Origin of the sequence: Neorhizobium huautlense, assembly GCF_030811685.1 — a bacterium.
Taxonomy (GTDB): Bacteria; Pseudomonadota; Alphaproteobacteria; order Rhizobiales; family Rhizobiaceae; genus Neorhizobium; species Neorhizobium huautlense_A.
The window spans coordinates 1-25286 of the sequence record NZ_JAUSRF010000030.1 but is presented as its reverse complement, the minus strand read 5'-3'; the positions used below and the strand labels follow the sequence as shown (position 1 = coordinate 25286).

The 25286-nt window shown below is 57.6% G+C and carries 25 protein-coding genes and 2 pseudogenes; 7 read left to right on the top strand and 20 right to left on the bottom strand.

Translation table 11 applies throughout. The features are described 5' to 3' along the window. The first annotated feature begins 40 nt into the window (after positions 1 to 40). Both J2T09_RS26585 and J2T09_RS26580 read left to right on the top strand, forming a co-directional pair. Positions 41 to 331 (top strand): hypothetical protein, encoded by a 291-nt coding sequence (locus J2T09_RS26585; RefSeq protein WP_306840101.1) that lies wholly within the window; start codon positions 41 to 43, stop codon positions 329 to 331. A gap of 230 nt (positions 332 to 561) precedes the next feature. Continuing rightward, a pseudogene (locus J2T09_RS26580) lies at positions 562 to 1034 on the top strand (Hsp20 family protein). A gap of 76 nt (positions 1035 to 1110) precedes the next feature. Here the strand turns inward: J2T09_RS26580 and tnpC are convergent. From tnpC to tnpA, 3 genes and pseudogenes are all read right to left on the bottom strand, one after another. Next, a pseudogene (gene tnpC / locus J2T09_RS26575) lies at positions 1111 to 2355 on the bottom strand (IS66 family transposase); the annotation flags it as partial. A 45-nt stretch (positions 2356 to 2400) separates the two neighbouring features. Continuing rightward, positions 2401 to 2748 carry an IS66 family insertion sequence element accessory protein TnpB gene (gene tnpB, locus J2T09_RS26570; protein ID WP_008536653.1) on the bottom strand — a complete coding sequence of 116 codons (348 nt, stop codon included), beginning with the start codon at positions 2746 to 2748 and terminating at the stop codon, positions 2401 to 2403. Beyond that, positions 2745 to 3152 carry an IS66-like element accessory protein TnpA gene (gene tnpA / locus J2T09_RS26565; RefSeq protein WP_306840098.1) on the bottom strand — a complete coding sequence of 136 codons (408 nt, stop codon included), beginning with the start codon at positions 3150 to 3152 and terminating at the stop codon, positions 2745 to 2747. The genes tnpB and tnpA overlap by 4 nt, the downstream gene beginning before the upstream one ends. Positions 3153 to 3268: 116 nt before the next feature. Between tnpA and J2T09_RS26560 the strand changes: the two genes are divergently transcribed. Together J2T09_RS26560 and J2T09_RS26555 are read left to right on the top strand one after the other, a co-directional pair. Next, positions 3269 to 4482, top strand: a protein-coding gene (locus tag J2T09_RS26560) for an IS3 family transposase (RefSeq protein WP_306840097.1) whose coding sequence is annotated in 2 segments (ribosomal slippage) — positions 3269 to 3605 and positions 3605 to 4482 — 1215 coding nt in all. Because the reading frame shifts where the segments join, the coding sequence is not laid out codon by codon here. A gap of 12 nt (positions 4483 to 4494) precedes the next feature. Continuing rightward, a complete protein-coding gene (locus J2T09_RS26555; RefSeq protein WP_306840096.1) occupies positions 4495 to 4908 on the top strand; it encodes a nuclear transport factor 2 family protein in 414 nt (137 codons plus the stop codon). 233 nt (positions 4909 to 5141) lie between these two features. On the opposite strand, the gene J2T09_RS26550 is transcribed toward J2T09_RS26555, so the two are convergent. The 8 genes from J2T09_RS26550 to J2T09_RS26515 all read right to left on the bottom strand — a co-directional run bounded on the left by J2T09_RS26550 (position 5142) and on the right by J2T09_RS26515 (position 12244). Further along, on the bottom strand, positions 5142 to 6299 hold the full coding sequence (locus J2T09_RS26550) for an MFS transporter (RefSeq protein ID WP_306840095.1): 1158 nt from the start codon (positions 6297 to 6299) through the stop codon (positions 5142 to 5144). After that, on the bottom strand, positions 6296 to 6841 hold the full coding sequence (locus J2T09_RS26545; protein ID WP_306840094.1) for a TetR/AcrR family transcriptional regulator: 546 nt from the start codon (positions 6839 to 6841) through the stop codon (positions 6296 to 6298). The genes J2T09_RS26550 and J2T09_RS26545 overlap by 4 nt, the downstream gene beginning before the upstream one ends. Before the next feature lie 242 nt (positions 6842 to 7083). Further along, the gene (locus tag J2T09_RS26540) at positions 7084 to 8001 is read right to left on the bottom strand and encodes an alpha/beta hydrolase (protein ID WP_306840093.1); all 918 of its coding nucleotides are present in this window, start codon (positions 7999 to 8001) and stop codon (positions 7084 to 7086) included. Positions 8002 to 8044: 43 nt separating this feature from the next. Further along, positions 8045 to 9001, bottom strand: coding sequence for a quinone oxidoreductase family protein (locus tag J2T09_RS26535; protein ID WP_306840092.1), 957 nt, complete (start codon positions 8999 to 9001; stop codon positions 8045 to 8047). A 402-nt stretch (positions 9002 to 9403) separates the two neighbouring features. Then, entirely contained in the window at positions 9404 to 9841 is a 438-nt protein-coding gene (locus J2T09_RS26530) for a hypothetical protein (RefSeq protein WP_306840091.1), read from the bottom strand. Positions 9842 to 9869: 28 nt separating this feature from the next. Continuing rightward, a complete protein-coding gene (locus J2T09_RS26525) occupies positions 9870 to 10271 on the bottom strand; it encodes a RidA family protein (protein ID WP_306840090.1) in 402 nt (133 codons plus the stop codon). Positions 10272 to 10385: 114 nt separating this feature from the next. Next, positions 10386 to 11126 carry an SDR family NAD(P)-dependent oxidoreductase gene (locus J2T09_RS26520; protein ID WP_306840089.1) on the bottom strand — a complete coding sequence of 247 codons (741 nt, stop codon included), beginning with the start codon at positions 11124 to 11126 and terminating at the stop codon, positions 10386 to 10388. Positions 11127 to 11386: 260 nt separating this feature from the next. After that, entirely contained in the window at positions 11387 to 12244 is an 858-nt protein-coding gene (locus J2T09_RS26515) for an alpha/beta fold hydrolase (RefSeq protein WP_306840088.1), read from the bottom strand. Between the two features lie 133 nt (positions 12245 to 12377). On the opposite strand from J2T09_RS26515, the gene J2T09_RS26510 reads away from it, so the two are divergent. Together J2T09_RS26510 and J2T09_RS26505 are read left to right on the top strand one after the other, a co-directional pair. After that, positions 12378 to 12950 (top strand): TetR/AcrR family transcriptional regulator, encoded by a 573-nt coding sequence (locus J2T09_RS26510; protein ID WP_306840087.1) that lies wholly within the window; start codon positions 12378 to 12380, stop codon positions 12948 to 12950. A gap of 117 nt (positions 12951 to 13067) precedes the next feature. Next, entirely contained in the window at positions 13068 to 13865 is a 798-nt protein-coding gene (locus J2T09_RS26505) for a carbon-nitrogen hydrolase family protein (protein WP_306840086.1), read from the top strand. A gap of 138 nt (positions 13866 to 14003) precedes the next feature. Here J2T09_RS26505 and J2T09_RS26500 read toward each other — a convergent pair whose 3' ends face one another. From J2T09_RS26500 to J2T09_RS26460, 9 genes are all read right to left on the bottom strand, one after another. Next, positions 14004 to 15602, bottom strand: coding sequence for an MFS transporter (locus J2T09_RS26500; protein ID WP_306840085.1), 1599 nt, complete (start codon positions 15600 to 15602; stop codon positions 14004 to 14006). Continuing rightward, positions 15599 to 16042 (bottom strand): DoxX family protein, encoded by a 444-nt coding sequence (locus tag J2T09_RS26495; protein WP_306840084.1) that lies wholly within the window; start codon positions 16040 to 16042, stop codon positions 15599 to 15601. The genes J2T09_RS26500 and J2T09_RS26495 overlap by 4 nt, the downstream gene beginning before the upstream one ends. Before the next feature lie 153 nt (positions 16043 to 16195). After that, on the bottom strand, positions 16196 to 18178 hold the full coding sequence (locus J2T09_RS26490; RefSeq protein WP_306840083.1) for an amidohydrolase: 1983 nt from the start codon (positions 18176 to 18178) through the stop codon (positions 16196 to 16198). After that, the gene (locus tag J2T09_RS26485) at positions 18178 to 18468 is read right to left on the bottom strand and encodes a XapX domain-containing protein (RefSeq protein WP_306840082.1); all 291 of its coding nucleotides are present in this window, start codon (positions 18466 to 18468) and stop codon (positions 18178 to 18180) included. The genes J2T09_RS26490 and J2T09_RS26485 overlap by 1 nt, the downstream gene beginning before the upstream one ends. Positions 18469 to 18532: 64 nt before the next feature. Continuing rightward, on the bottom strand, positions 18533 to 19225 hold the full coding sequence (locus tag J2T09_RS26480) for a hydrolase (protein WP_306840081.1): 693 nt from the start codon (positions 19223 to 19225) through the stop codon (positions 18533 to 18535). A 230-nt stretch (positions 19226 to 19455) separates the two neighbouring features. Continuing rightward, on the bottom strand, positions 19456 to 19968 hold the full coding sequence (locus tag J2T09_RS26475; RefSeq protein WP_306840080.1) for a nuclear transport factor 2 family protein: 513 nt from the start codon (positions 19966 to 19968) through the stop codon (positions 19456 to 19458). Between the two features lie 2 nt (positions 19969 to 19970). Further along, on the bottom strand, positions 19971 to 21536 hold the full coding sequence (locus J2T09_RS26470; RefSeq protein ID WP_306840079.1) for an aldehyde dehydrogenase family protein: 1566 nt from the start codon (positions 21534 to 21536) through the stop codon (positions 19971 to 19973). Positions 21537 to 22108: 572 nt separating this feature from the next. After that, the gene (locus J2T09_RS26465) at positions 22109 to 22279 is read right to left on the bottom strand and encodes a helix-turn-helix domain-containing protein (protein ID WP_306840110.1); all 171 of its coding nucleotides are present in this window, start codon (positions 22277 to 22279) and stop codon (positions 22109 to 22111) included. A gap of 844 nt (positions 22280 to 23123) precedes the next feature. Further along, the gene (locus J2T09_RS26460) at positions 23124 to 24020 is read right to left on the bottom strand and encodes a helix-turn-helix domain-containing protein (RefSeq protein WP_306840078.1); all 897 of its coding nucleotides are present in this window, start codon (positions 24018 to 24020) and stop codon (positions 23124 to 23126) included. 135 nt (positions 24021 to 24155) lie between these two features. On the opposite strand from J2T09_RS26460, the gene J2T09_RS26455 reads away from it, so the two are divergent. Next, positions 24156 to 25067 carry a LysR family transcriptional regulator gene (locus J2T09_RS26455; RefSeq protein ID WP_306840077.1) on the top strand — a complete coding sequence of 304 codons (912 nt, stop codon included), beginning with the start codon at positions 24156 to 24158 and terminating at the stop codon, positions 25065 to 25067. Positions 25068 to 25286 lie beyond the last annotated feature (219 nt).

Genomic DNA, 25286 nt, shown 5'->3' with positions numbered 1-25286 from the left:
GAACTCGGTGTGCGTCGATTGTGTATGGAGTGACACCTGCATGGAAGAGAACATCAATATCATCAAGAGCGTCAGCGCTTCTGAACGCGAAGAGATCATCGTTGACTTCGCCCGATGGCTTGAGGTCGCCGCACAAGAGGCGCTGATCTTTGGCGAAGGGCGCTTTGCGATGATGTCTGCCAGCATGGCAGAAGCAATGCGGGTCAATGCCGACGAACTGGCTCGCGACAATCCTGATAAGGCTGAACGCTTACTGCAGCAAGCCAGCGCGATGATGGCGCAGTTCAAGTCGGCGTATCCTTACCGCGTCGTTAGTCGAGCCGTCCACTGAAGCGGCAAAGAGACAATTGGCCTCGACATTCCGCAGAGGTTCTCATGGCGAGGTACGGAGGCAACCACATCGTTCTCACGCGGATCAAATTTTTCGCGTCACAGATCTTGAATCGCGAAATCGGCAAAACGAAATCGATTTTCACCAGCCGCTGAAACAAGGGCTGGTCATGCTGGGAGCGCCGCCTTTCGGCGCTTCCGTATCCATGTTGCTTCAAGGAGGATATGGCTATGGCAACATCTTACGACTACGCACCGCTCTACCGTTCTAGCGTCGGCTTCGACCGGGTATTCAATCTTCTCGAAAACGCCCAGCGCGCCCGTTCGGTCACGATTGGCCGCCGTATGACATAGTCAAAACGGATGACGACACCTACCGGATCTCGATCGCGTTAGCGGGCTTTGCGCAGGATGATCTCGATATCACCTTCCAGTCCAATCTGCTGACGGTCACGGGCAAGAAACAGGAATCGCCGACAGAGGGCTACTTACATCGCGGCATCGCAGGTCGTCCGTTTGAACACCGCTTCGAACTGGCTGATCATGTCCGAGTGAATAGGGCCGACTTGAACAACGGTCTTCTGACTATCGAGCTTGTGCGCGAAATCCCAGAGGCTCTTAAACCGAGGAGGATTTCGATCCAGAGCGTGCCTACGCTGACCTCTGCCGCTCCAGCACAGATCGAAGCACAAAAGGCGGCCTGAACCTGAATTTCGTCCACTAAGCCAGGGCGCCATTGCGATGGCGCCCGTCAACATTCGGGGCTGGAAAGGAGAAAACCTTGTGGCGACTCTCCAGGCGTTGATCGGCGGTGAGCCCGTTGATCTCGCGCTCGATATCGAACAGGCTGTCGATCCGTTTGACGGCCTCAAGCGCCATAGGCGAGATCGGCGTGGCGTTCTTTCCACGCTTGGCGTTTGCGGCAATGTCGGCGAGCACGAAGAACTTGCGCCGCGAGTGCGCCCAGCAAAACGCCTGACTTAGCGGATTTGGATCGCGATCATCCTTGAACAGCGGATTGTAGCCACCATAGGCGTCCGCCTGCAGAATACCGGTGAAGGTCTTCAGGTGGCGCTCCGGATGTTCCTGCCGCCGATCGCGCGAGGCATAGTAAAGGGCTGCCGGCGGTGAGAGGCCTCCGGACGGCCGATCATCCCGGACATAAGTCCAGATGCGGCCCGTATCGGTCTTTCCCTTTGCGAGGATCGGGACGGTCGTGTCGTCGCCACGCAGTCGCTCGGCGGCAAGGACATGCGTCTCGATCAGGGAGTGGATGGGCTTCAGCGCCGCTGCACATGCTCCAACCTGATCGGCCAGCGTCGACAAGCTGAGGTCGACGCCCTCGCGGGCATAGCGTTCGCTCTGGCGATTGAGTGGCTGGTGCTGGGCGAACTTCTCGAAGAGGATCATCGCCAGCAGGTTCGGCCCTGCAAAACCGCGGGGCGTTACGTGGAATGGTGCCGGCGGCTGCGTGATCTTCTCACAGTCGCGGCAGGTAAACTTCTCCCGCACCGTCTGGATGACCTTCCACTGACGCGGTACGACCTCCAGGGTCTCGGTGATGTCCTCGCCAAGCTTCGACAACTTAGCCGATCCGCAGCAGGCGCAATTGGCGGGAGCGGCGATAACGACGCGTTCGCGTGGCAGGTGTTCGGGGAATGACTTACGTGACGGACGCCTGCGCTCGAAGGCTTTGACGGTTGAAGCTTTGGCGGCGATTTCCGCGACCAATTCATCTTCACCGGCGTCCGCTTCGAGCTCCTCGAGCTGCAGTTCCATCTGCTCAAGGAGCCGCGCCTTACGCTCGGATCGGCTGCCGTAGAGTTCACGTCGAACCTTGTCGATCTCCAGCTTCAGCCGTGCGATCAGCGCCTCGGAATGCGATACGAGTGCCTTGGCGCTGGCGGCTTCTGCCTTGGCGGTCGCCGCTTCTGCTTCGGCTGCGACACGGCGAGCACGTTCCTGGGCCAGCAGTGAGAGGGCACTGGCAAGGTCGTCCGGAAACTCTTCGGTCGCATTGCTCATGACAGGATGGAATCATATTCGATCCCGTCATTCCAGTGTTTTTGCTTATCCGGCCGACGTTGGCCGCCAGGTCTTTTGCGGCATCCGCCAGTCGATGCCCTCCAGCAGATAACCGAGCTGCGCAGGCGTGATCACTACCGTGCCATCGGCCGCTGAAGGCCAGATGAAGCGTCCTCGCTCGAGCTTCTTCGTGAACAGGCAAGCTCCCTGGCCGTCATGCCAGATCACCTTGATCAAGCCACCCCCTCGGCCGCGGAATACGAACAGGTGACCGCACATCGGGTCGCGCTTTAGCGCCTCCTGCACCATCAACGACAGACCGGGGAAGCCTTTGCGCATATCGGTGTGACCCGTCGCCAACCAGACCTTCACACCACTCGGAACCGGGATCATCGCAGCCCCAGCACGCAATCGAGTATTCGGCCAAGCGCTTCCGTGTCGATGTCGCTATCCACGCGGACGCGTCGGCCCCGACCAAGTTCGATTGTTACATCACTGCGCTTCCGACGAGGATGGAATTTGGTGGGTGGTTCCGGCTGAGCGGGGGAGACTGTCGAAGCGGCCTCGGACACGATCACCGGCACCAAAGCCGCAGTGTCAGATCTTGGCTCCTCGATCCGACAAAGCTCTTTGCGCCAACGGAACAACTGACTGACATGGATGCCGGCCGCGCGGGCAATCTCGGAGATGACCGCGTCTGGCTCAAAGCACGCAGCGACGAGCCGCTCTTTATCTTCGCGTGACCAACGCCGACGGCGCTCCACAGACGTGATCACCTCAATTGGATGGTTCGTCATATGACTACTCCTAGTGTTACCACTAGGACTGGCAGTCAGCAGGTGAACTGCCCCCACTTTCGACCGGACAGTCGGCATAAGCAGAAAGGCTCAAGCACAGGCTTGAGGACAGGCTTATGTCTAACGCATATCGACACGTTGAATTGCTGACAGGTGATGTCCGCCGCAGGCGGTGGACAACCGAGCAAAAGCTGACGATCATTGAGCAGAGTTTCGAACCAGGCGAGACGGTATCTTCGACCGCTCGCCGCCATGGCGTCGCGCCCAATCTGCTTTATCGGTGGCGCAGGCTCTTGAGCGAGGGAGGTGCTGCAGCCGTGGATTCTGACGAGCCGGTGGTCGGCAATTCGGAAGTGAAGAAGCTGGAAGATCGCGTCCGCGAGTTGGAGCGCATGCTCGGCCGCAAGACGATGGAGGTCGAAATCCTCCGCGAAGCCCTTTCCAAAGCGGACTCAAAAAAACGGATATCGCGGCCGATCTTGTTGCCGAAGGACGGTTCCCGATGAAGACCGTCGCAGACACTCTGGGCGTCTCCCGATCCAACCTCATCGAAAGGCTGAAAGGTAAATCAAAGCCGCGCGGGCCATACAACAAGATCGAGGATGCAGAGCTTCTGCCCGCCATCCGCAGGCTGGTGGATCAAAGGCCAACCTATGGCTATCGGCGGATCGCCGCGCTCCTCAATCGCGAAAGGCGAGCCGCCGATAAGCCTGTCGTCAACGCCAAACGGGTCCATCGCATCATGGGCAACCACGCCATGCTGCTGGAGAAGCATACGGCCGTTCGCAAGGGCCGCCTCCACGACGGCAAGGTCATGGTTATGCGCTCCAACCTGCGCTGGTGCTCGGACGGTCTTGAGTTCACCTGCTGGAATGGCGAGGTCATTCGTCTCGCCTTTATCATCGATGCCTTCGACCGGGAGATCATCGCCTGGACAGCGGTCGCCAATGCTGGCATCTCCGGCTCGGATGTGCGCGACATGATGCTGGAGGCGGTCGAGAAGCGGTTTGGGGCGACGCGGACTCCGCATGCTATCGAGCATCTCTCTGACAACGGTTCAGCCTACACAGCTCGGGACACAAGGCTGTTTGCCCAGGCGCTCAATCTGACACCCTGCTTCACGCCGGTCGCGAGCCCCCAGTCGAATGGAATGTCAGAGTCATTCGTCAAAACCCTGAAACGGGATTACGTGCGTATATCAGCTCCGCCAGACGCCGAAACGGCGCTCCGGCTCATCGACGGATGGATCGAAGACTACAACAAAATCCATCCCCATTCCGCGCTCAAGATGGCTTCCCCTCGGCAGTTCATAAGGGCTAAATCAAACTAGCCGATCTGTCCGGTGAAATGGGGAGCACTCCACGTTGAAGACAACAAGCGCGTCGTGCGCGAGTTCTGCGACCACTTCTCAAAGTCCAATGCCGACGGTCTGATCGATGCGATGACAGACGATGCGACCTGGTGGGTCAACGGCAAGCCGCACCTGTTCCCATCGTCGGGCACGAAAACGAAAGAGGAGGCCGCAAAGATGTTTCGTAACATGCTGTCAGCCTATACCGACGGCCTCGATATGCAGATCGTCAGCATCATCGGCGAAGGCGACATCGTGGCGGCCGAAGCTCGGTCGCACGCTATGACGAAAGCCGGGAGAGTGTACGAAAACGAGTACGCGTTCCTGTTCACCATCAGGGACGGAAAGATCTCAAAGGTTCGCGAATACACGGACTTGCTTCACGTCCTGGAAGTGTTCGGTTGATCTGGCAACGCGCGCCCCTGAGTGCTCTACGCCGCTCTCTAGCCAAATCTGACACTGGGCATCGTTGCTCTGGCCTTCGGATTTCCAAAGTTTGTTCGCAGCATCTAGACAACATCGTCGAACGGATTACGCCGCAAGGGCCTGACAAGCGAGAACATCGGTTTAAAGGCGTGTAATCTTATTGACACCCAACGTTGAGGCAGCAGTGAAGACTGATCCTCCGCTTCGCCGAGTTACTTATAGGGACGGCATTCTCGAAAAGGTGTTTTCTTTGCAGCAGTGAACCTTGCGCCACTTGCCATGACTATTGAGAAAGCTCCGAGAGCGGTGATGCTACCGCTGGCGTCCAGCACCATTCCAAAGACCGGCGCTCCAGCGGTTTGACCGACCGCAACGAAGAGAAATGGCATACTCAACCCTAGTGCCGGGCGTCTGTTATAGATCGATATACCCCATAGCAGCAGCACACCTGTAGCGATGATATAGCCGCGGCCAAACATACCGAGAGCGATGAAGGCTAGGGGGGAGTAAGCACTTGCCGCTGCGAGAAGCACAACGGCTAAACTCATCATTGCGATCGCGAGGCGGTGCACTGCAGGCAGTCCAAGATACTGCACGAGTGCTCCTGTGGAGGATCCTGCGATGCCGATCACTCCGAGTGCAATCCAGCTTAAAGCGATCTGATTTCCAGAGAAGCCGACTTCATCTCGCATTATGTCCGCGCCGAATGTCCATACAGCCGTGCTAGCAAAGCCAACCATGAACGAGCTTGATAAAAGGTTGACTGCGCCAGACGTTTGAACGTCATTCCAATGCAGTTTTTCAACGACGACTTTGGTATCGCGAGGCGGCATTGTCCGCCAAAGCCAGAGAGTTGTCATCACTCCGACACCAGCAAACGCCACATATAGCCCGCGCCAGCTGTCGGAAAATACGAGCGCCGCTGCGCCTGAGATTACTATTCCCACTGCCGTTCCAGAATTGATGAAGCCATTGGCCTTCACCTGGTCAGGATGAGAAAGCGTCCTTGCCACGGCTGATGCGAGGGGAGGTGATGTCAATCCGGTGCTAAGTCCTCCAAGCGTCATGGCGAAGCCGAGACCCCAGCCTGACCACGACACGACGATTATCGCCATTGCGCCAGTCGCGGCCGTTCCGGCAAGTACGGTGATCCAGCGCTCACCAAACCTATCCACTAGGGTGAACGCCAAGACCACCCCGACGCAGTAAGATGCGAAAGCTAGTCCGCCGATCCAGCCGGCTGCTGTTGCACTCAAACTAAGTTCAGCGCGGATCGAGGGTAGCAGAAGACCATACGCAAACCTTGTTAACCCGTAGGTGAGGGCCGTAAGAGCGAAGGCCGCGCCCACCATGTTTGCGTGTCGCATCATGGCGTATTCCCTAGACGTCCTCGTATCAAATTCGTCGCCGCGTCTTTCGCGGTCTCAAGGGCGAGTGTGCCTCTCAAGCTTGCCAACGCAGTTGCGCCTTCAAACAAGAGCCAGATCTGCATTGCTAGATTTGCGTCAGGACGACCGATCGCTATCTCCACACGCCGTTCGATCTCAGTTTCAAACTGGTTTTTATGATCGTTGACCACGGCGTTGATGTCCGCGCTGATGGTGGCGTACTCGCCGCGGGCGAGTAAGAACATACAGCCAGAACTCTTATGCTCAATCATCCACTGACGCTGGATCTCGAAAAGCTCGCCTACGGGGTCTGAGACATCCGCTTCATTCAACAGCTTCATAAAAGCGAGATGCCTGTGGCGTAAGACCTCAATGACGAGACCGTCACGAGATCCGAAATGCTTGTAAAGGGTCCGGGTCGACGCTCCCGACTGGGCGAGAACTTTGTCGATCCCAATCCCTCGAAACCCTTCCGCTTCGAATGCGCGCTCCGCGCCTTCTAAAATATCCTGATGCCTGGTCATGACAGGAATGTAAAGCGATCGTTTTACCCGTCAAGAGGCGGGCCGCAGGAAAGGTGTGACGAAATATCCCATCTGCCGCACCTCACCATCTGCATACAATAGCGGATAGAACGGCGCTCGCGCCGACACAGACGCAGCGACGATCTCCCCAAACAGATGTTCAGAGCCAGCTAGGCAAGCTGATCGTCCACCGTCCTGCTGGCGAAGATGATGGCGGCACGGTCGATCCCGCTTGAGAAAGGCTAGGTGTTCAGATACCGCGTGTAAAAAGCGGTCAGCTCATCAACTGCTTGATCTACGTACTCCGGTTTGTAGTACATGTCGTAATGACCGGCGCCCTCCACAACCATGAAATCTTTCTCGCTGCTAGGCGAAAGATCAAACAGACGCTGGCCAGACTCGAACTGGCCGGTGGTTCCCCGCCGACCTCCGACAATCACCTGAAGGGGCTGGGTCAGCAGGTCGGGCACAAGGCCAAATGCGTCAAAGCCGAGAATGCTGCCATAGCTGACGAACAGCAGGCGGTTCGTTGAGTTTGGGTGACGATACTGGGACTCCCGGTAAAACCTGACGGCTTCGAGCACATCCGGGTCCGTTATGCCCGCGTTTCCGGCCTCCTCCAGACTGTCGGGGATCCAAGGATCGCGGCGCTGCTCGCCGTCTTGGGCTTCCGCCGTCCGCTGGTTTGCGACGTCTGCAAGCGTTTGGCGGTAGTCCGGCAGCAGGCGGCGAAGCGCTTCACCGATGTCGTTTGCAACGACTGTTCCAACCGCCCTGAAGCGACGTTCGGTCAATGCGGCGCTGATAGCGTAACCTCCACCAGCGCAGACGCCAAGCAGACCGATGCGATTACAATCCACGTAAGCCAACGTTGTTAGATAATCGACCGCGCAACGAAGGTCTTCGACGCGGGCGGCCGGATCCTCAAGGTCTCTCGGTTCGCCGCCGCTTTCGCCTTGATGGGACGGATCGAAGGCGAGAGCGACGAAACCTCTCTGCGCCAACTTTTCTGCATATATCCCACCAATCTGTTCCTTCACGCTGCTTCCGGGCGTCGCCAGAACAATCGCCGGATACGACAGGCTGCCATCGAACTCGGGAGGCAGATGCACGTTGCCGGCGACCTCAATCTTTCCGTTTCTGAATGACACGCGTTTCATGTCGGACTATCCTCTCCCATTTTGGATCTCTTGTACTCGGACTTCAGACCTTCATCACGACCCGACCCAGAGGTTTTGCCGTCTCGGCGTGCTCATGCGCCGAGGCTGCATCCTTGAGGGAGAACGTCCGATCGATGACGACCTCCAAGCCCCGTTCGGCCGCGGTCTTGAGGAGCGCGTCGACGGTTTCGTGTACCGCGGGCCGTTCGAATAGCGCTCCCATGAACACGCCGTGCAGCGTTTGGTTATTCTGCATCGGTTGCCAGAGATCGACGGCTAATGCGCCTCCCCCTGCATTGCCGACGAAAACCAAACGCCCTTCGGGGGCTAGCGCCAACAGCGAACTCTGCAAGGTTGAACCGACGGGATCGATGACGAGATCCGCGCCCTTGCCGCCCGTCAGCCGCCGAACCTCTTCAACCACATCCTGGTTGTGGCGGTCGATAGAATGGGCCGCACCGAGCGCGCGTAGTCGCGCCTGCCTTTCATCGCCACTGGCTACGGCGATCACCTTTGCCCCGGCTTGCCGTGCTAGCTGAACCGCGGCAAGTCCGACACCACCCGCGGCCGCTTGGATCAGCACTGTCTCGTCCGCTCGCACCTGTCCCTTGGTGATTACGCAGTGATACGCCGTACCAAACGAAATCGGCAGTACCGCCGCCTCGGCCATGCCCAAGCCATCGGGGACTATCCATGTGCGTGTTTCGGGCACAGCCCAGAGCTCGGCATGCGATCCCTGCATGTTGAAGGCGGCCACCTTCTCTCCGACGGTCCGGTGCTTGACGTTTTCGCCGACGGCAACAATCGTTCCCGCGGCGGCGTAACCGACAATCCACCGGGGTTGCTGTTTCGTCGAACGGCGATTGATCAGGTCGCCTCCCTCGATAGAGATAGCCTCGACGGCGATGAGCACATCGCCCAGTCCACAGATAGGATCCGGCATATCGGCGTACTCGAGAACGACGGGAACACCAGGGTTGTCATAGACTGCAGCCTTCATAGTTTACTCCTTTTCCGGGCCGGCGGGCCCACTGTCATTCTCGGACCCTAAATTGTAGCGCTCAGCTGCTCTGCCCAACTTGATAAGGGGTTGCGCAGCTCTTGAGATGCCGGATCGATGTCATCTCCTGTGCTCCCGGGCACCACTTGGGTTGCTATACGGCCAGACGCCTCAAGCGTCTGAGTCGTTTGAGAGCTGCTACAGCGACTGAGCTATTCTTTTGAAATAATAATGAAAGACAAAGTGCGCTGGGGAAACGACCGCAACCAGTTCCCACCCGGCTTCACCAAGTTCGTTCATCTGATGATTATCGAGCGTTTTGTCGACTGTCAGGTATTCCCATTTCCATGATGGACCTCGTTTATTGCTGTAACCGATTATTTGCGAAAGGTGAGGCGTCTGTCAGGGCGTCGTGGTGTGCGCAGACTGGCTCTTCCAATAGGTGTCGATGATGTTGCGACAGTTTTGAACGACATGATCGCCAACCTCCGGGTTTCCTCCCCGCAGCGTATCCGGATCGCCACCGCAAAGACGCACGAACGTTGCCTGCTGAACCGCAAACATGAGGTAGCCTTCACTGGTGGGTTCGAAGCTCAATCCGGCGTCCCGAACGTTCGTTGCAACTTCGGTTACCGCATCGGAGATGGCGCGCGACACCTTTTCAGCATTTTCTGTTCGGCTGCTTGCTGGATATCTAGGAAGGAGCGCTCCTGGGGTGTGGGAATGGGGCAGCTGTCGGTCTTCAGCACGTTCTCCTAGCTGGAATACTGAGGCGGCAATCGCAAAGACCTTCAGCTTGCTACAGCCATAGATCGGCCGTTGCTCAGAGCGACTACTCATTGTGCGATATTGCTGTCGTGACAGGCTGTCATTCCAGAATGGCAGTGACACGAATCTCAATTCGCATGGCGGGGAGCCCAAGGGCTTCGATACCGGTTTGCGTCCAAATCGGAGCGCGATCGGGCATGTACTTGCGGAAGAGACGGGTGATCGTCTGGTTCACGATCGGCGGAAAGCCTCCAACGTGATAAGAATTAACATGCACGACATCCTTCCACTCCGCGCCAGCCGCGGCCAAGGTTCGCTGGACATTCTCAAACGCTAGCTCGATCTCGCTCACGATCGCATCGGGGATTTCGAGTTCATCGTTCCATCCGCCTTGGCCGGATATCTCGACGCGATCACCGATTTTGAGCGCTTGCGAAAAGTGTAAGAGCTCGTGGAATTTCTGCCCGTACCCAGGTGTGACGAAAAGTTCAGGCTTAGCCATCAAGGTCTCCTATCGTTAAAAGTTGAAGCATGGAGAAGGCGCCCACCGAAGTGATCTATTGGCTGGTAAACGCAGGGGATCAACGGTGGGTGCAAATATCCATTCACGAGAAAATCAAGCGATAGCACCGCCGTCTGCGGTCAGAATGGCGCCCGTGATAACACTCGCGGCTGGACTTGCGAGAAACACCACAGCGTTGGCAATCTCCCGTGGTTCGCCGTAGCGCCCCAAGGACGTCAAGCTCTTCTGCAAGTCCGCGGCTGGTCCATCCGCCGGGTTGCTCTCCGTGTCAGTTGCTCCGGGTTGCACAAGATTGACGGTGATACCACTCGGACCAAGTTCTCGCGAAAGACCGCGTGTGAAGGATGTCAGTGCTGCTTTAGACATTGCGTAGGGGGTAATGCCGGGGAACGGTACTCGCTCACCCAGAGCCGAGCCGATTGTGACAATGCGGCCGCCGTTGGCGAGATGCGGGATGACGGCCTTCGCGAACAGGACCGGAGCTCGTACGTTCACATCCATCAACGTCTGATATGCAGAAACATCAAGGTCTGCGATCATTCCGTTGTGGCCAATTGCAGCGCTGTTCACGAGGATGTCCAGCCCGCCCAAAACGGAGATGGCCTCGCTTACGGAGCTGGCAATTGCCTCAGGGTCGGCACTGTCCGCCTGGATCGCAGCCACACGGCGCCCCAACTTTCCGATCGCTTCCGTTACCTTTGAAGCCTTCTCGGCGGAGCGTTGATAGGTGAACGCGACATCCGCGCCGTTTTCTGCCAGCGCCAACGCGATCGCAGCACCAATGCCTCGCGAGCCGCCGGTTACTAGTGCACGTTTGCCTTCAAGATTGATCATATTTCTGTTCCTTTCTTCCTAGCTAAGTTGACGTGTTTCAGGTCATTCGCGCCGACACCGAAGGCGCAAACCGAATTAGCGGACAGTATGTCGTGGTGCCTGTTGGATGCCGTAGGTTCGTGACACGCATAACTCTGTTGCGTGAGCGGGAACGCTGGGACTGGTTCATGACCCGTACCTGTCTGCCCTCGTAGCGTCATCCATTGTCTCCCTTTCAGTGATGCGGGAGCCGAACTTGAGCGCAGACTGTCGTATCGAGCTCAGACGTATCTGATCAGGAAGCTTCGGATGAACTGAGCGATCTCGTCGACATGTGTTTCCAAAGCAAAATGGCCGGTATCGAGCAGATGGACTTCTGCGGCGGGCAGGTCGCGCTTGTAGGCCTCGGCACCCGCCGGGACGAATGCTGGATCATGTCTGCCCCAGACCGCCAGGAACGGAGGTTGGTGATCCCGGAAATACGCCTGAAATTCGCCATACCGGTCGATGTTTGTTCTGTAGTCGAGGATAAGATCAAGTTGAATGTCTTCCCCACCCGGCCGCGACATGAACGCGATATCAAGCTGGTATCCATCGGGCGAAAGTCGCTCCTTTGATGTCCCGGTGCGGTATTGCCAATTCTCGATCACCTCCGGAGACAGGGACGCTCGACATGCCTCTCTGTTTTCGGCGGAAGGGTCCCGCCAATAGGCCTCCCAGGCGGTCCATTCATCACTGAACCCGTCAATGTAGGCGTTGCCATTCTGGCTGATTATGGCGGTGATCCGCTCCGGATTGGCCGTTGCCATTCTGAACCCGACCGGTGCGCCGTAGTCGAACACGTAAAGTGCATAGCGGCTGAGGCCGAGCGCCTCTGTAAAGCCTGTCATGACGGCGGCAAGGCTATCGAAAGTGTAAGCAAAATCCGCACGTGGAGGTGAGATCGTTCGTCCAAACCCGGGAAGATCTGGTGCGATGACGCGGTACCGATCTGCCAACAGCGGGATCAGATCACGGTACATGTGGCTGGATGACGGAAAACCGTGAAGGAGAAGAAGCACCGGCGCTTCCTTAGAACCAGCCTCTCTATAGAAAACCTCGACGTCCATAACTTTTTGCGTTTTGTAGCTCACGACCATTTTGGAACTCCTTCTCAAAGGTTTCGGCAAACCAACGTTCAACGGATGGATGTAAAATACGACCGAACGGTCGGTTGTCAACCCTTCGAGGTTGCTGTAACAAGTGCCATAGAACCCGGCTCGGAGAAGACGCATGAAAGTCATGAGAGAAACGATCGTATCGACTGCGAGGGAATTGTTTCGATCGAAAGGGTATGCCGGGGCGTCGATGAACGACCTCGCGGATGCCGTTGGCCTGAAGAAATCATCGCTATACGTCCGCTTTCCCAACAAGGAAGCTCTCGTTCCGGCGGTCCTGGATCTCACTTTGCAAGAGACGTTCGGTGATCGAGACCGGGGATCAAGGCAATGGGACGTCGAGTTCGCCGACGTTATAGAACTGATTGCGACGACGCTCACCGATCGCGGGCGATGCGTAGGCCTGCATCTAGCTTATGGCACGAGTGACGAGACCCCGATTGCCAAGGATGCAGTCAGAGCCTTTTTTCAAGCGCACCGCGATCATCTGTCCAGCATCTTGTCCCGCGCCATGCCTGCCGATGTCGCTCGGAACATCGCGACTGACACATTGGCTCGCTTGGAAGGTGCCACGGCTTTTGTTGCCATATTCGGGGAGAAGGATGCAATGAAGCGAGCGGTCCGCCTCTCCATCGAAGAAGCTAAGAATGCAGCGGTTGCGACGTCATTGTCTAGAGTTAGCTCTTAAGCGACGCCGAACACCGTGATCCGCTACATATACCGGGCATTTAGCAGGATTTCATGGCCAGCCCAGAGACTCTGACCTGCTAGGTCAAGAACTATGCTCTTTTGCGTTGGAGGAAATATGCCTGTTTGTGCTTACGTCGAAATGATGGATGGCTTGCGCCCGCATGGAACGGCGTGGGACCAATTTGCCCAGGCTCTCGTCCATCGCCGGCCCGATATAATGGTAATGAATGAAATGCCCTTCGGTCAGTGGCTGGCTCGAAAGGAGGATTTTGCCATGGAGGACGCACGGCAAAGTGTTGAGATCCACGAAGCTGGCACTGCTGCTCTCGCCGCACTGAACATTCCGGCTGTTATAACAAGTCGCCCAGCGCTCCTCGCCGACCGTCTCGTCAATGAGGCGATCTTCATCGAGAACGGCCAGGTTCGCCCCCTGCATACGAAGACATACCTTCCGCAGGAGCCCGGTTGGTCCGAGGTGTCCTGGTTCAGCCGAGGCGATGGGCGCTTCAACATCCAGCATATTTGCGGGCTAGGTGTAGGCGTCCTCCTGTGCACCGAACTCATGTTCAACGAACATGCCAGACAATATGGCCGACGGGGAGCTGATCTGATTGCCGTTCCTCGGGCGACCGGTTCTTCCCACGAAAGTTGGATAACTGCTGGCAAGATGGCCTCAATCGTGTCTGGGAGCTATGTCGTCAGTTCGAACAGGGTGCGGCAATCTGGGGATGGTCCGCGCTTCGGCGGGGGCGGCTTTGCCATCACTCCCGGGGGCGGGCTGGCTGGGCGGACTGAAACCAGTTCGGCCATCATGTTCATTGACATTGATGCGCAGGTCTCTGCCCGTCAGCGGCAGGAATATCCCTGTTATGTGGACGAATTACACGACGATGCCAGCCTCGATGTCCCCTGATATCGATATTTGATTGTCAAAGAACTCAGTCACCGTAGTTCTCGGCAAGACTGCCACTACGTTGCACTGCAATGTCGCTACTTCTCCCACTATCGAGAGGGCTTGATTCGGCTTGCTCCTTCCAAAGGTGGCTTTGGATCAGGCTTTGCCCGGCCGGTTGATCGCCAGAAAGTGGCGGACGACCGGCTTATCAGGACCTTTGTGATAGGTCAGAAGCTCGCCCTGCAAATCGGCATCGGCATTCGAGACCCGCCTGTGTTGACGCAGGTGCTCGGCCCAGGATTCGACCATGAACCATTCGACCATCTTTTGCGGATCGGCGCTGTCCTCGGTCACGCCCCATCCATAGGCGCCATCGCGTCGTCTTTCGTGCGAGAGCTTATCGATCGCATGGAGAAACGCTGTGCGACTGTGCTTTTCGACATTGTATTCGATGAGGATGAGGACCGGGCCGCGATCATGGCCGACCGGTTCCGCGACAAGGGGTTCGGGCCAGTGGTTGGACGGCACCATGTCCGCGTCGCCGGCCGGCAGTTTCAGCCGGTGCATGACGACACCGGCGACAGCCAGTCCCGCAGCGCCGATCAGCAGCGTACCGGATAGGCCGGCGGCCTCGCCGACCGCGCCCCAGCCAATACTGCCCGCCGTCATCGCGCCGTTGAAGACGGTCAGATAGACGGCAAGCCCGCGCCCCCGTACCCAGTTGGGCAGGACGGCCTGGGCGGTGCCGTTGAGCGTCGTCAGTGCCGTTATCCATGCAGCGCCCAGGAACAGGAGAGCGACGATGGCGATCCATTTCGGTGGGGCAAGCGACAGTGTGGCCATGACGGCCGCAGCGGTCAGCGCCGCACTAAGCAGAAGCCCATCGGGGCTCAACCGTACGCGCAGCACCGGCATGACAAAGGCTCCACCGATCGCGCCGGCCCCGACGGCGCCAAGCAAGATTCCGTAGAAGCTCGCATCCCCACCAAGCATTTGTCGGGCAACCAGCGGTAGGAGAGCCCAGACGGCGCTGGCGAAGGCAAAGAAGACTGCCGCGCGCAGCAGCACGACATGCAGCGGTCGGCTGGCGCGGGTGTATCGCAGGCCGGCCCGGAAGGCGCCGAAGAAACCTTCGGCCAGCGCATCATCGGTTTTGCTCGCCCGGGGCCACCAGATCAGTGCAGCGATGACCACCAGATAGCTCGCAACATCGACGCCATAAGTCACGCCCGCTCCGAAAGCGGCGAGCAGCAGCCCACCGGCCGCAGGACCGATCGACCTGGCTATGTTGATGCCGAGCGAATTGAGAGCAATGGCGCTCTTGATGTCCTTGCGTTCGACCAGCTCCGGAACGATCGCCTGCCAGGTCGGTCCCATCAACGCAGCGCCAACGCCGCCGAGGAAGGTGAGCCCGATCAGGGCGCCGACCGAGAGCATTCCCGTCTGCGCCAGGATCATCAGCGTGATGCTGACGGAGGCCAGAAGGAGTTGCACAGCGATCAGGAACTTGCGGCGGTCGAGAATGTCGGTCAGCACTCCGGCGGGAATGGCGAGTAGAAAGATCGGAAGCGTGCCGGCTGCCTGGACCATCGCCACGGCAGCGGGCGACGCGGAGAGATCTGTCATCAGCCATGAGCTTGCAACGTCGCGCATGAAACTGCCGGTATTGCCAAGCACGGTGGCGGCCCAGAGAACTGCGAAGACCGGTTGGGCGAGCGGCGCAAAACTTCCGCGCGGGGGGCTTGCCGGGCTCATTCGCCCGCATCCTTGCCGAGATCGATGGCGGCCACGAGAACGAAGGCACCGGCGAGCCCGATATGCTCGAAAAAGGCATTGGCGGCCATCGAGCGCTCCATGCCCGGCGCCATCTCCCAGAAACGCAGGGCGATGAAGGTCGCGAGGAGCGTGAAGCCGGATAATGCTAGTGCGGCTGCCCAGCGCAAAAGGCCGGATACCACCATGGCGGAGGCGACGAGTTCGAAAACGATGACCGAGACGGCAAAGAACGGGGCCGGAAGCAGTCCGAAATGCGGCATTTCCGCCAGTGCTCCATCGAAATCGAGGATCTTAGTGATCGGACCCTGGATATACGCGGCGCAAAGGGCGAGTAGCGCCAGCGTGCGGATCGGCGACGCGGAAACGAGCCGGGCAGCCAACGAGCCCTGGCGGCTTGCGGATGGAAGGTGATCGGTCATCTGTGCGTCTCTCAAATTGTCCTGCTGGCGTGAACTGCCGGTGTCAGGAGCGGCGGCTGTTACAAGGGACTTAAAAATGGCGCGGCAGTCTGTCGGAAGCGGTCGACATGGGCGAGCAGCAATTGAGGCTGCCCGGCCGGTTCTCGCCGGATCTCACACCGCCCAGCAGGAGCAGCCAAGCGCGCCGAAGAAACCCTTCAGATCCGCGACCGGCAGTTTCGAGGTCCAGGCACCGGCATGATCATGGCCATGGACGCCGCAATCACTGGCGCAGCCGCATGTCGAGATTGCCGTGCGGCGGAGCGAGTTGCGGCCAGCGCCATCCGGCTCACCCCACGCGGCGTAACCTCCGAATCTGCGCACCGGCGACCAGTCGGGCATGGCGGGCGGCACCTCGTTTTCATCGAGCTCCCTGAAGTCACCGGCGCCATAGACGATCTTGCCGCCGACCATTGTGAGATCAGACGTAATGAAGGAGATCTCGTCCTCAGGGCAGGAAAAGAAATCCTTGTCCGGCACGATTAGGTCGGCGAACTGTCCCTTCTCGATCCGCCCCTTCTTGCCCTCCTCGTTGGAGAACCAGGTGACCTTCTCGGTCCACATCCTTAGTGCCGTCTCGCGGTCGAGGCAGTTTGCTCGCGGATAAAGCTGCATGCCGCCGATGGTCTTGCCGGTGATCATCCATGAGAGCGAGACCCAGGGGTTGTACGAGGCGACGCGGGTCGCATCGGTGCCGGCAGAGACTTTCACGCCCTTGTCCAGCATCTTGCGGATCGGCGGGGTGGCTTCGGCGACGGCATGACCGTATCGCTCGACGAAATACTCGCCCTGGAAGGCCATGCGATGCTGGGTGGCGATACCGCCGCCGAGCGCCGCTATGCGATCGATCGAACGATCCGAGATCGTTTCTGCATGATCGAAGAACCAGTTCAGCCCCTCGAAGGGGATATCCCTGCTGACCTTTTCGAAGACGTCGAGTGCACGCGAAATCGTCTCGTCATAGGTAGCGTGTAGACGCCAGGGCCAGCGATTTTCGGCAAGGATGCGCACGACGTCCTCCAGCTCACTTTCCATCTCCGGCAGTGCGTCGGGTCGCGGTTGACGGAAATCCTCGAAGTCCGCAGCCGATGCCACGAGGCTTTCTCCCGCACCGTTGTGGCGGAAGTAATCGTTGCCCTGCTTGTACTTGACCGACGACGTCCATTTGAGGAAGTCCGCCTTTTCCTCCTTCGCCTTCTGAGGAAACAGATTGTAGGCGAGACGCACCGTCATCTGGCCTTCGTCGGAAAGCGTCTGGATGACCTGGTAGTCATCTGGATAGTTCTGGAAACCGCCGCCGGCATCAACGACGCCGGTGACCCCGAGGCGATTGAGTTCGCGCATGAAGTGGCGGGTAGAGTTGATCTGATAGTCCAGCGGCAGCTTGGGCCCCTTCGCCAGTGTCGCATATAGAATGGTGGCATTGGGTGTGGCGATCAGCATGCCTGTCGGATTGCCGTTGGCATCGCGGCTGATCTCGCTGCCTGGCGGGTTCGGCGTTTCGCGCGTGTAGCCAACGGCGCGAAGGGCCGCACCGTTCAGCAGCGCGCGATCGTAAAGATGCAGCAGGAAGACTGGCGTATCGGGGGCGATTGCGTTGATTTCGTCGAGCGTCGGCAGGCGCTTCTCAACGAACTGCTGCTCGGTGAAGCCGCCGACGACGCGCACCCATTGTGGCGCCGGCGTGATCGCCACTTGGCGCTTCAGCATGTCCATCGCATCTGCAAGCGATCGGACACCGTCCCAGCGCAGCTCCATGTTGTAGTTCAGGCCACCGCGAATGACGTGGGTATGGTTATCGATCAGACCGGGCAGCACGCGTTTGCCCTTGAGATCGATGATTTTGGTCTGAGGTCCGGCCAGACGGATGATATCGCCATCCGCGCCCACCTGGAGAAAGAGACCGTCTTTGATGGCAACGGCAGTTGCGCTCGGGTTGGTTCGATCGAGCGTGGTTAGCTGTCCGTTGTGCATGATAAGATCAGGATGCGTCTTCCTAGCCCCGGTTTCCACGGGATCTGCAGCATGGGCTGATGAAAAGAGCGATGGAAAGGCCAGGCTAGATGCTGCGCCGAGAAGGGTTCTGCGTGTAGGCATCAGATTTTCTCCTTTGCGGGCGGTGTCTGGTTGCCGGCGATCTCGGAGCTGCCATGACCGCCCTTAGGCAGATGGCCGAACATGTGAGGCTTGATGTGGTTGAGCCACGAGGTGGCTGCGGGTTGCCTGCCCCAGATGGTTTTCGCAAGCGGACCGATCTGCTCGCCGACGAGAATGCCGAGCAGTCCCACCAGCGCGATTACTGGCGGCGCCGGCGAGCGGACATTGAGCAGGCTATAGATGACGCCGACGAGCAGCCCGGCGCCAAGCGATAGAAAATAGATTTTCACGACATATGCTCCTCTAGCGGCGGAACCGCTCCGACAGGGACGATCGGAGCGGCGCGATCAGCCTTTACCTTGCAGGGTTAGGGCCGATCCGCTTGCCGTGCTTGACGCGCTCAGGACCGCCATGGACATGAGTGACCGCGTAGTCGATGCCTATGCCGTAAGCACCGGAATGGTCGCGGACCAGCGAGGTGACGGCGTCGTAGGTTTCCTTGCGCGCCCAGTCGCGCTGCCATTCAAGCAGCACCTGCTGCCAGGTCGCCGGGATTACGCCGGCTTGCACCATGCGATCCATAGCGTACTTGTGCGCATCGAGCGAGGTGCCACCCGAAGCGTCCGCGACCATGTAGATCTCGTAATCAGTCACGTCGTGGAGTGCGGAAAGCGCGAAGGTGATATTGCATACCTCAGTCCAGAGGCCTGCCACGACTATCTTCCTGCGGCCATCGGCGGCATTCTTCGCTAGCGCATCGCGCACATTCTGATCATCCCACGAGTTCATCGAGGTCCGCTCGAGGATGTCGTGTTCCGGGTAGACGGCAAGCAGCTCAGGGAAGGTGTTGCCGGAAAAGCTATCCGTCTCGACCGTCGTAATCGTCGTCGGAATGTTGAAAATCTTCGCAGCCTTGGCAAGACCGACGACATTGTTCTTCAGCGTTTGACGATCGATTGACTGGACGCCAAATGCCATTTGCGGCTGTTGATCAATGAAAATAAGCTGAGAGTTTGATGGAGTTAGCACCTGCAGGAAATTTGCCATCTGAATATCCTTACATTGAGCCACGGCGAAGGGCGCCGCCCAGCCTGAGTGGCCATCGGTTGAATGAAGCTGCTCGGTAAAAGCCAGGCAGCAATTTGCATCAGATTGATTCTTCGGCGCTGCTTTTTCAAAACTTGCCGAAGTTTCGTGAGTCCGAGTTCTAACTACATGCCACTCGAAGCGCCGTCTTTTCGGGTGAGTGCTTGAAGCCGGGCGAGGCGGACCTACCCTCAGACGGTGATCTCGGACCCGTCCGGGTTCGCTTTAATGGAATACTCGCCGCCATCTCTGAAACTGCGGACGGTTGCGAAAGTATCCTCCATGAACTGCACGTATGACAATTTGCCGTTCTCGCCGCGCGCCAGAACCGAGAAGGGCGACGTCACCGTTTTACCCAAAACGTTTGATGTGTAGGTGAACGTGCCGAAGATCGCAGCGCCGTTTTTATTTTCGAAACTGTCCTGGATTTCGAAGTTGTCTGTCGTCCAGTACCGGCCGACATCGATAAAAGTCTGAACCAGCCCTTCTGTACCTACGTTGGTACCGGCCCAGGGCATGATCCGTTTAAGCTCCGGGTGCTCATAGTTCAACGAAACATAAACGAAATCATCCGTTGTGAATTGCTTGGCGAACTCCAGGTCAGTCGGGTTAGACAAGATCGACTGCAACACCCCCAAAGGCGATGTTGGCGACGCTGGTTCTGCTTTCGAAAACTTTCTCTCGGCGTTCGTGTCGGTTGACATGGTTATTCCTCCTTTTGAGTGGGTTTGGGTAAGCGCTGCGTCAAGCCCGGCTTGAGCGCGATGTGCTTATGTTCGATGAAATCGTCCAGCGCAGCCAGACCGTTCAGGCGGCCAAGGCCAGACTGCTTGAAACCGCCCTCTTCTGTACCGTCGTAGACCTTCGCCCAGTCATTGATCCACACCGAGCCCGCTTCGAGCGTCTGCGCGACCCGCAAGGATCGATCGACATCGCGTGTCCAGATGCTGGCTGACAATCCGTATTCGTTGTCGTTGGCGAGTTGGATCGCTTCCGCCTCGTCGGCGAACCTCTGAATTGTCAGCACCGGGCCAAAAGTCTCTTCTTGGACGATAGCCAGACTGTTGTCGGAGACTTCCAGGAGGGCCGGGCGGAAAAAGGCGCCATTTGCAAACGGACCGACTTTGATGGGACCGCCACGCTCAACCACCTTCGCTCCGGCTGCGATAGCGGCCTCAACAACACCATCAATCCGCTCGACGTTAGCGCGGTCGATCAATGGGCCCATATCGCTTGAGGGGTCGGCGGCGGGGCCGACCTTGACGTTGCGCAACCTCTCCGCCAAGCCGTCGCGAACGGCCTCGTATTTGCCATTCTGCACGAGCAGGCGGGAGCCCGTCATACAAAACTGGCCGCTGAAGACTGTCAGCGCCTTTTCCAAGACCGGCAAAGCGGCATCGAGGTCTGCATCGTCGAAGACGATCATCGGCGTCTTGCCGCCGAGTTCCATGCCGAAACGCTTGAGATACCTTGCGCCAGTGCTGCTAATGGCTCGGCCGGTACGGGTGGATCCTGTGAAACTGACGACCGGAACCTCCGGCGAGTCCACGAGATAGGCAGAGCCTTCAGGTCCGCTCTCGAAGAACAGATTGATCACGCCGTTCGGAAGATCTTCTGCTTCAGCCATTATCTCCGCCATGACGCTTGCAGTCTGTGCGACTTGCGCCGGAAGCTTGATGACCGTGGTGCAACCAGCAGCAAGCGCTGGAGCCAACGAGCGGATAGTCAGAATAACCGGAGAGTTCCAGGGGGCGATGACTGCGGCGACGCCCATCGGTTGGCGAAGGATCAGGGAAATGCTCCCCGGCTTTGGTGTCATCGCCCGTCCGCCTTCGACCAGAGCAGTTGCGGCCGAATAGCGAAGCTTACTCGCAACCATGTCCAACTCGAACGCGGCTTCTGCCTTCACCTTGCCGTTCTCCAACGACAGGATCTCAAGCAATCTGCCGCGATTGCGCTCAAAAGCGCACGCTAGTTGGTCGAGCACACGCGCCCGAAGCTCGTGATCGTGCGCCCATAAAGTCTCGCGAAAGGCTTTAGAGGCTGCTGCTACGGCCAGTTTCGCTGCCTCCGTCCCGCCGTCAGGGTAGTGACCGATCACACTATATGTTGCAGGGTCGATCGACTCTTTCAAATGGCCCTCTTGGCATTGAGAGCCATTGATCCAGTTGAAAGCTTTACGGGTCGATCCGTTGACCGGCACAATTGTCATATCAAATGTCCTTCTAATCTCCGTGTCGTCACGCAGCCGGGCCAGCGCTAACAGCAGCATCTCAGGGTCACATCCGCGTTGCCTCCCAACACCTCGGGGCACAAGAAGCATTGTGCAATTTAGTTGAGATCGTGCGTTGCTGATCGTGCGGCTGGGGTCGAATATTGCGCTACATTGCATCTGTTGATGCGTAATCGATGATACATTCAGCGCCAGCTGCCGCAGTTGCTGGACAAGCGTCACGCGGGGGCGCCGCGGGAGACGCTTACGAAGTGACCTGTGTTAAATATTCGCGTCGAGAGGTACAGGGTCAGATCAGCGGCGAAGTCCAAAACATTCGCGGACATTGATTGCAGACGGGAGCACGGCCGCTCGCTGAGAGCATGTACGACGAAGCGCGGACATTTCACCGTCGGCGCCAGTTATCCTTGTGTCCCGCGAAATGAGCGTCAATTTTCTGGAGACTGGACGACGCTGCGAAGGATCTCTTTGCCCTCTACGTCGGATTTCGATGCACCCCGAAAGGCGCGGCGGTAGTCCGACAGCGTGCTACCTCGATGCTTTAGGAAGATGCGCGCTAGCACCTTTCCAGACGAATAACCCACTTTCGAAGCGACGGCGGAGATTGGGACTTAAGTCGACTCAAGCAGCTCGCAAGCTCGTTCTACCCTGAGCTGAGTGAGGTAGGCCCTGGGTGGTAGCCCAACGGTTTGTTTGAACATGCGCGCGAAATGAAAAGGCGAAAGCCGGGCCTCGTTCGCGAGGTCATCGAGACCGATGTCTTCGGCAAGTCGCGCTCTCATCATGTCAAGGCAGCGACGTTTCGCCCAGGGAGCGAGACCTCCTCTGGCAACCGCTATAGGCTGACCACCCAGTTGGCAAAGTTCAGCAAGTATCTCGCATCCGGCAGCTCTGGCTAGCAAACGAGATGGTGCCCCCTCTTGATCGCATATCGCCCACAAGCTGCGAAACGTTGTTTGTAGCAGGGGCGAAGATAGCGTCCCTCCATAAATCGCGGCACGCTCGAATGAGAACCCGCCATCGGTGGCCTCATCTATTACGTCCCGCCACTGAGCCATGGGGAATGACAGGCTTCGAACCTGATGACTTCTGTTCAGCATAATTCTGTTGGCAAAGTTTGGGGCGGATAGAAAGAAACTTTGCACGCCACTGCTTACGTCAAATTGCCCTCCTCCCATATCGCCGCTTACGCGATTGCCGCCAAGCACATCTTGGTACAGGACAAGATCCGGCACGGACGGATGCGACATGTCGCCAGCTGGCGGCGCCGCCTCAAGCATGCTCAGAAGACCTCCGGGCGATTTCAGTGATCGCAAATAGCCAGAAAGCTTACCCTCGCTATACCATTGTGGAAAGGATGCAAAAGTACGGGGTGTCATCGTGTCATCTCCCAGACAATAGCCACTGTCTTCCAAACGGGGCGCCCTATATTCACATTGCAGCCTGGTCGTGTCGTATCGTCTGACCCCACCAACTTCGGCTAACTTAACGGATGGAGACCGCTCATCCCGGCGCGGCATTTGCTTCGGCGTTGCTAATCTTGCGGTTATTTTGGACAAGCACCCAAGAAATCGTCGCCAAACCATAACTGGCAACATTCGACCCGCCTGGGCTCGTAGGTGGCGTTTATTGCAGTTTTCGGTATTCGCGGCGGTAATCGGTTGGAGTCGTATTCCGATGTTTGAGAAAAACTCGGGCAAGCACCTGGCTAGAGGAATAACCAACTTCGAATGCTATTTCGGTAATCGGAAGATCCGAATACCGGAGTAATTCACATGCCTTGTCCACCCGTAGTTGCGTCAGAAAAACCCGTGGGGGAACTCCGACGCTCTGTTTGAACATTCTGGAAAAATGGAAAGGCGACAGCTTCGCTTCCACTGCTAGCTCGACAAGGCTTATATCCTCAGCGAGCCGCATCCGCATTATCTCTATGCAACGCCGTTCCGCCCAAGGCGCTAAGCCGCCATTTGCTGGGGAGAACGGGGCGCCATGCAAACGACACAACTCCGCCAGTATTTCGCACCCAGCCGCTTGCGCTAGCATTCGCGACGGCGCCCCCCCGTCGTCGCCTATCCGCCATAGCTGCCGAAATATCGAATGGATCAAAGGCGAGCGGAAGCATTGACCATTATAGAGCTTCGAGTCCGTAAGTGAGAAGATGCGATCTGCGGCCCAGTCGACAACCATTTGCCAGTACTCAATTGAAAAAGCGAGTGCGCGAGTATGATGGTCAGCATCGACGGTAAGCATATAATCTGCATTTGGTGGAGCGAGATAGAAGCCTCCTTTGACGCTAGTCCCAGCAAAGCGGCCGCTGCCAAAATCGCCGCACAATTGGGTGCCGCCGACCAAATCTTGGTTGAGAACCATACTCGGCAGCGCCATCCGAGAAAGATCTCCTCTCGGCCGGATGGCCTCCACCATGTCAAGCTTTGTACCTGCCGACTTCAACGTCAGAATATGCGGAGCAACGCTGCCTCTTTTGATCCAGTCAGCCCAAGTTTTAAAGGTTGGAGCCGTCATGCCTTTTTCCTTACGGGGCCAATAGCTAGGTGCTCAAAAGCGCCAGCCACTCAGACCGATCTATGGCCGTGTTGTAATGTGAAGGATCAGGACGGTTGACGGAAGAGGGTTGGATGTCGCATCATCCCGGACATTATGTCGTCAATCCTTTCAATAGAGTCCCTTGGTGGCTTGATCGCTTTTTCAGTTGCCGTGGAAACCGGGAGTTTTGCGGCCGCGGGGAGAAAGCTTGGGCTATCTTCATCGGCCGTCGGCAAATCGGTGGAACGGCTTGAAGCGCGTTTAGGGCTGCGATTGCTCAACCGGACAACACGCTCACTGGCTGTGACCGGTGAAGGTGACGTCCTTAATCGATACGTCGCGCGAATCTTGAAAGATCTACAAGACGCAGAGCAAGAGCTTCATCAGCTTCAAGCTGCGCCAAGAGGTCGCCTCAAAGTAAGCGTACCGACCGTGTTGGGGCGCAAGGTCATTATGCCGGCGTTGAGACATTTCCAGATCAAATTCCCAGATATTACGACTGACATTTTGCTCGATGATGTGAAGGTCGCTATCATCGAGGGAGGCTATGACGTGGTCCTGCGACTTGGTGAGTTGGACGAATCGACGTTACGAGCGCGGAGGATAGGCCCCCATACGTTCACCACCTGTGCTTCTCCATGTTATCTAACTCAGTTTGGCATCCCGCAAAATCCGGCAGATCTTCACGATCATGATTGCATTTTTTACCGTTTTCCGACGACAGGCCGCCCGGAAACATGGGCGTTCAAGTGCTCCAGTCAGCTGAAACCAATCAAACCTGCTATCATTTTGAACGATGGGGAGGCACTTGCGTCCGCAGCGCTTGGCGGCTTGGGAATCATTCAAGTACCAAGCTATCTTGTCAGAGACGACCTAGCGGCAGGCCGTCTTCAATCCGTTCTTGCAGACTACACTGAAGAGCGAGGCAGCGTTTCGCTTGTGTGGCCTCCGATGTCTGCACGGGCTCCAAAGGTTCGTGCTTTCATTGAGTTCATGGCTGAACAGGTCTTCAACGAGTTGTACTGACTAATACGACACAGTGATATGCATACTGTCCAGCAATACATGGTTATCGCTGTTAAAGCGTGTCGCATCTAACAGGATTCGGGATTTCGGTTTTGGTTGATTTGTGATTCACTTTGCCCATGGGAGGAGAAGCGCCATGGGCAAACCGCATCCGATGGAGTTGCGTGAGCGTGTCGTTGCGTTTGTGAATGAGGGTAATAGTAATCGCGAAGCCGCGCG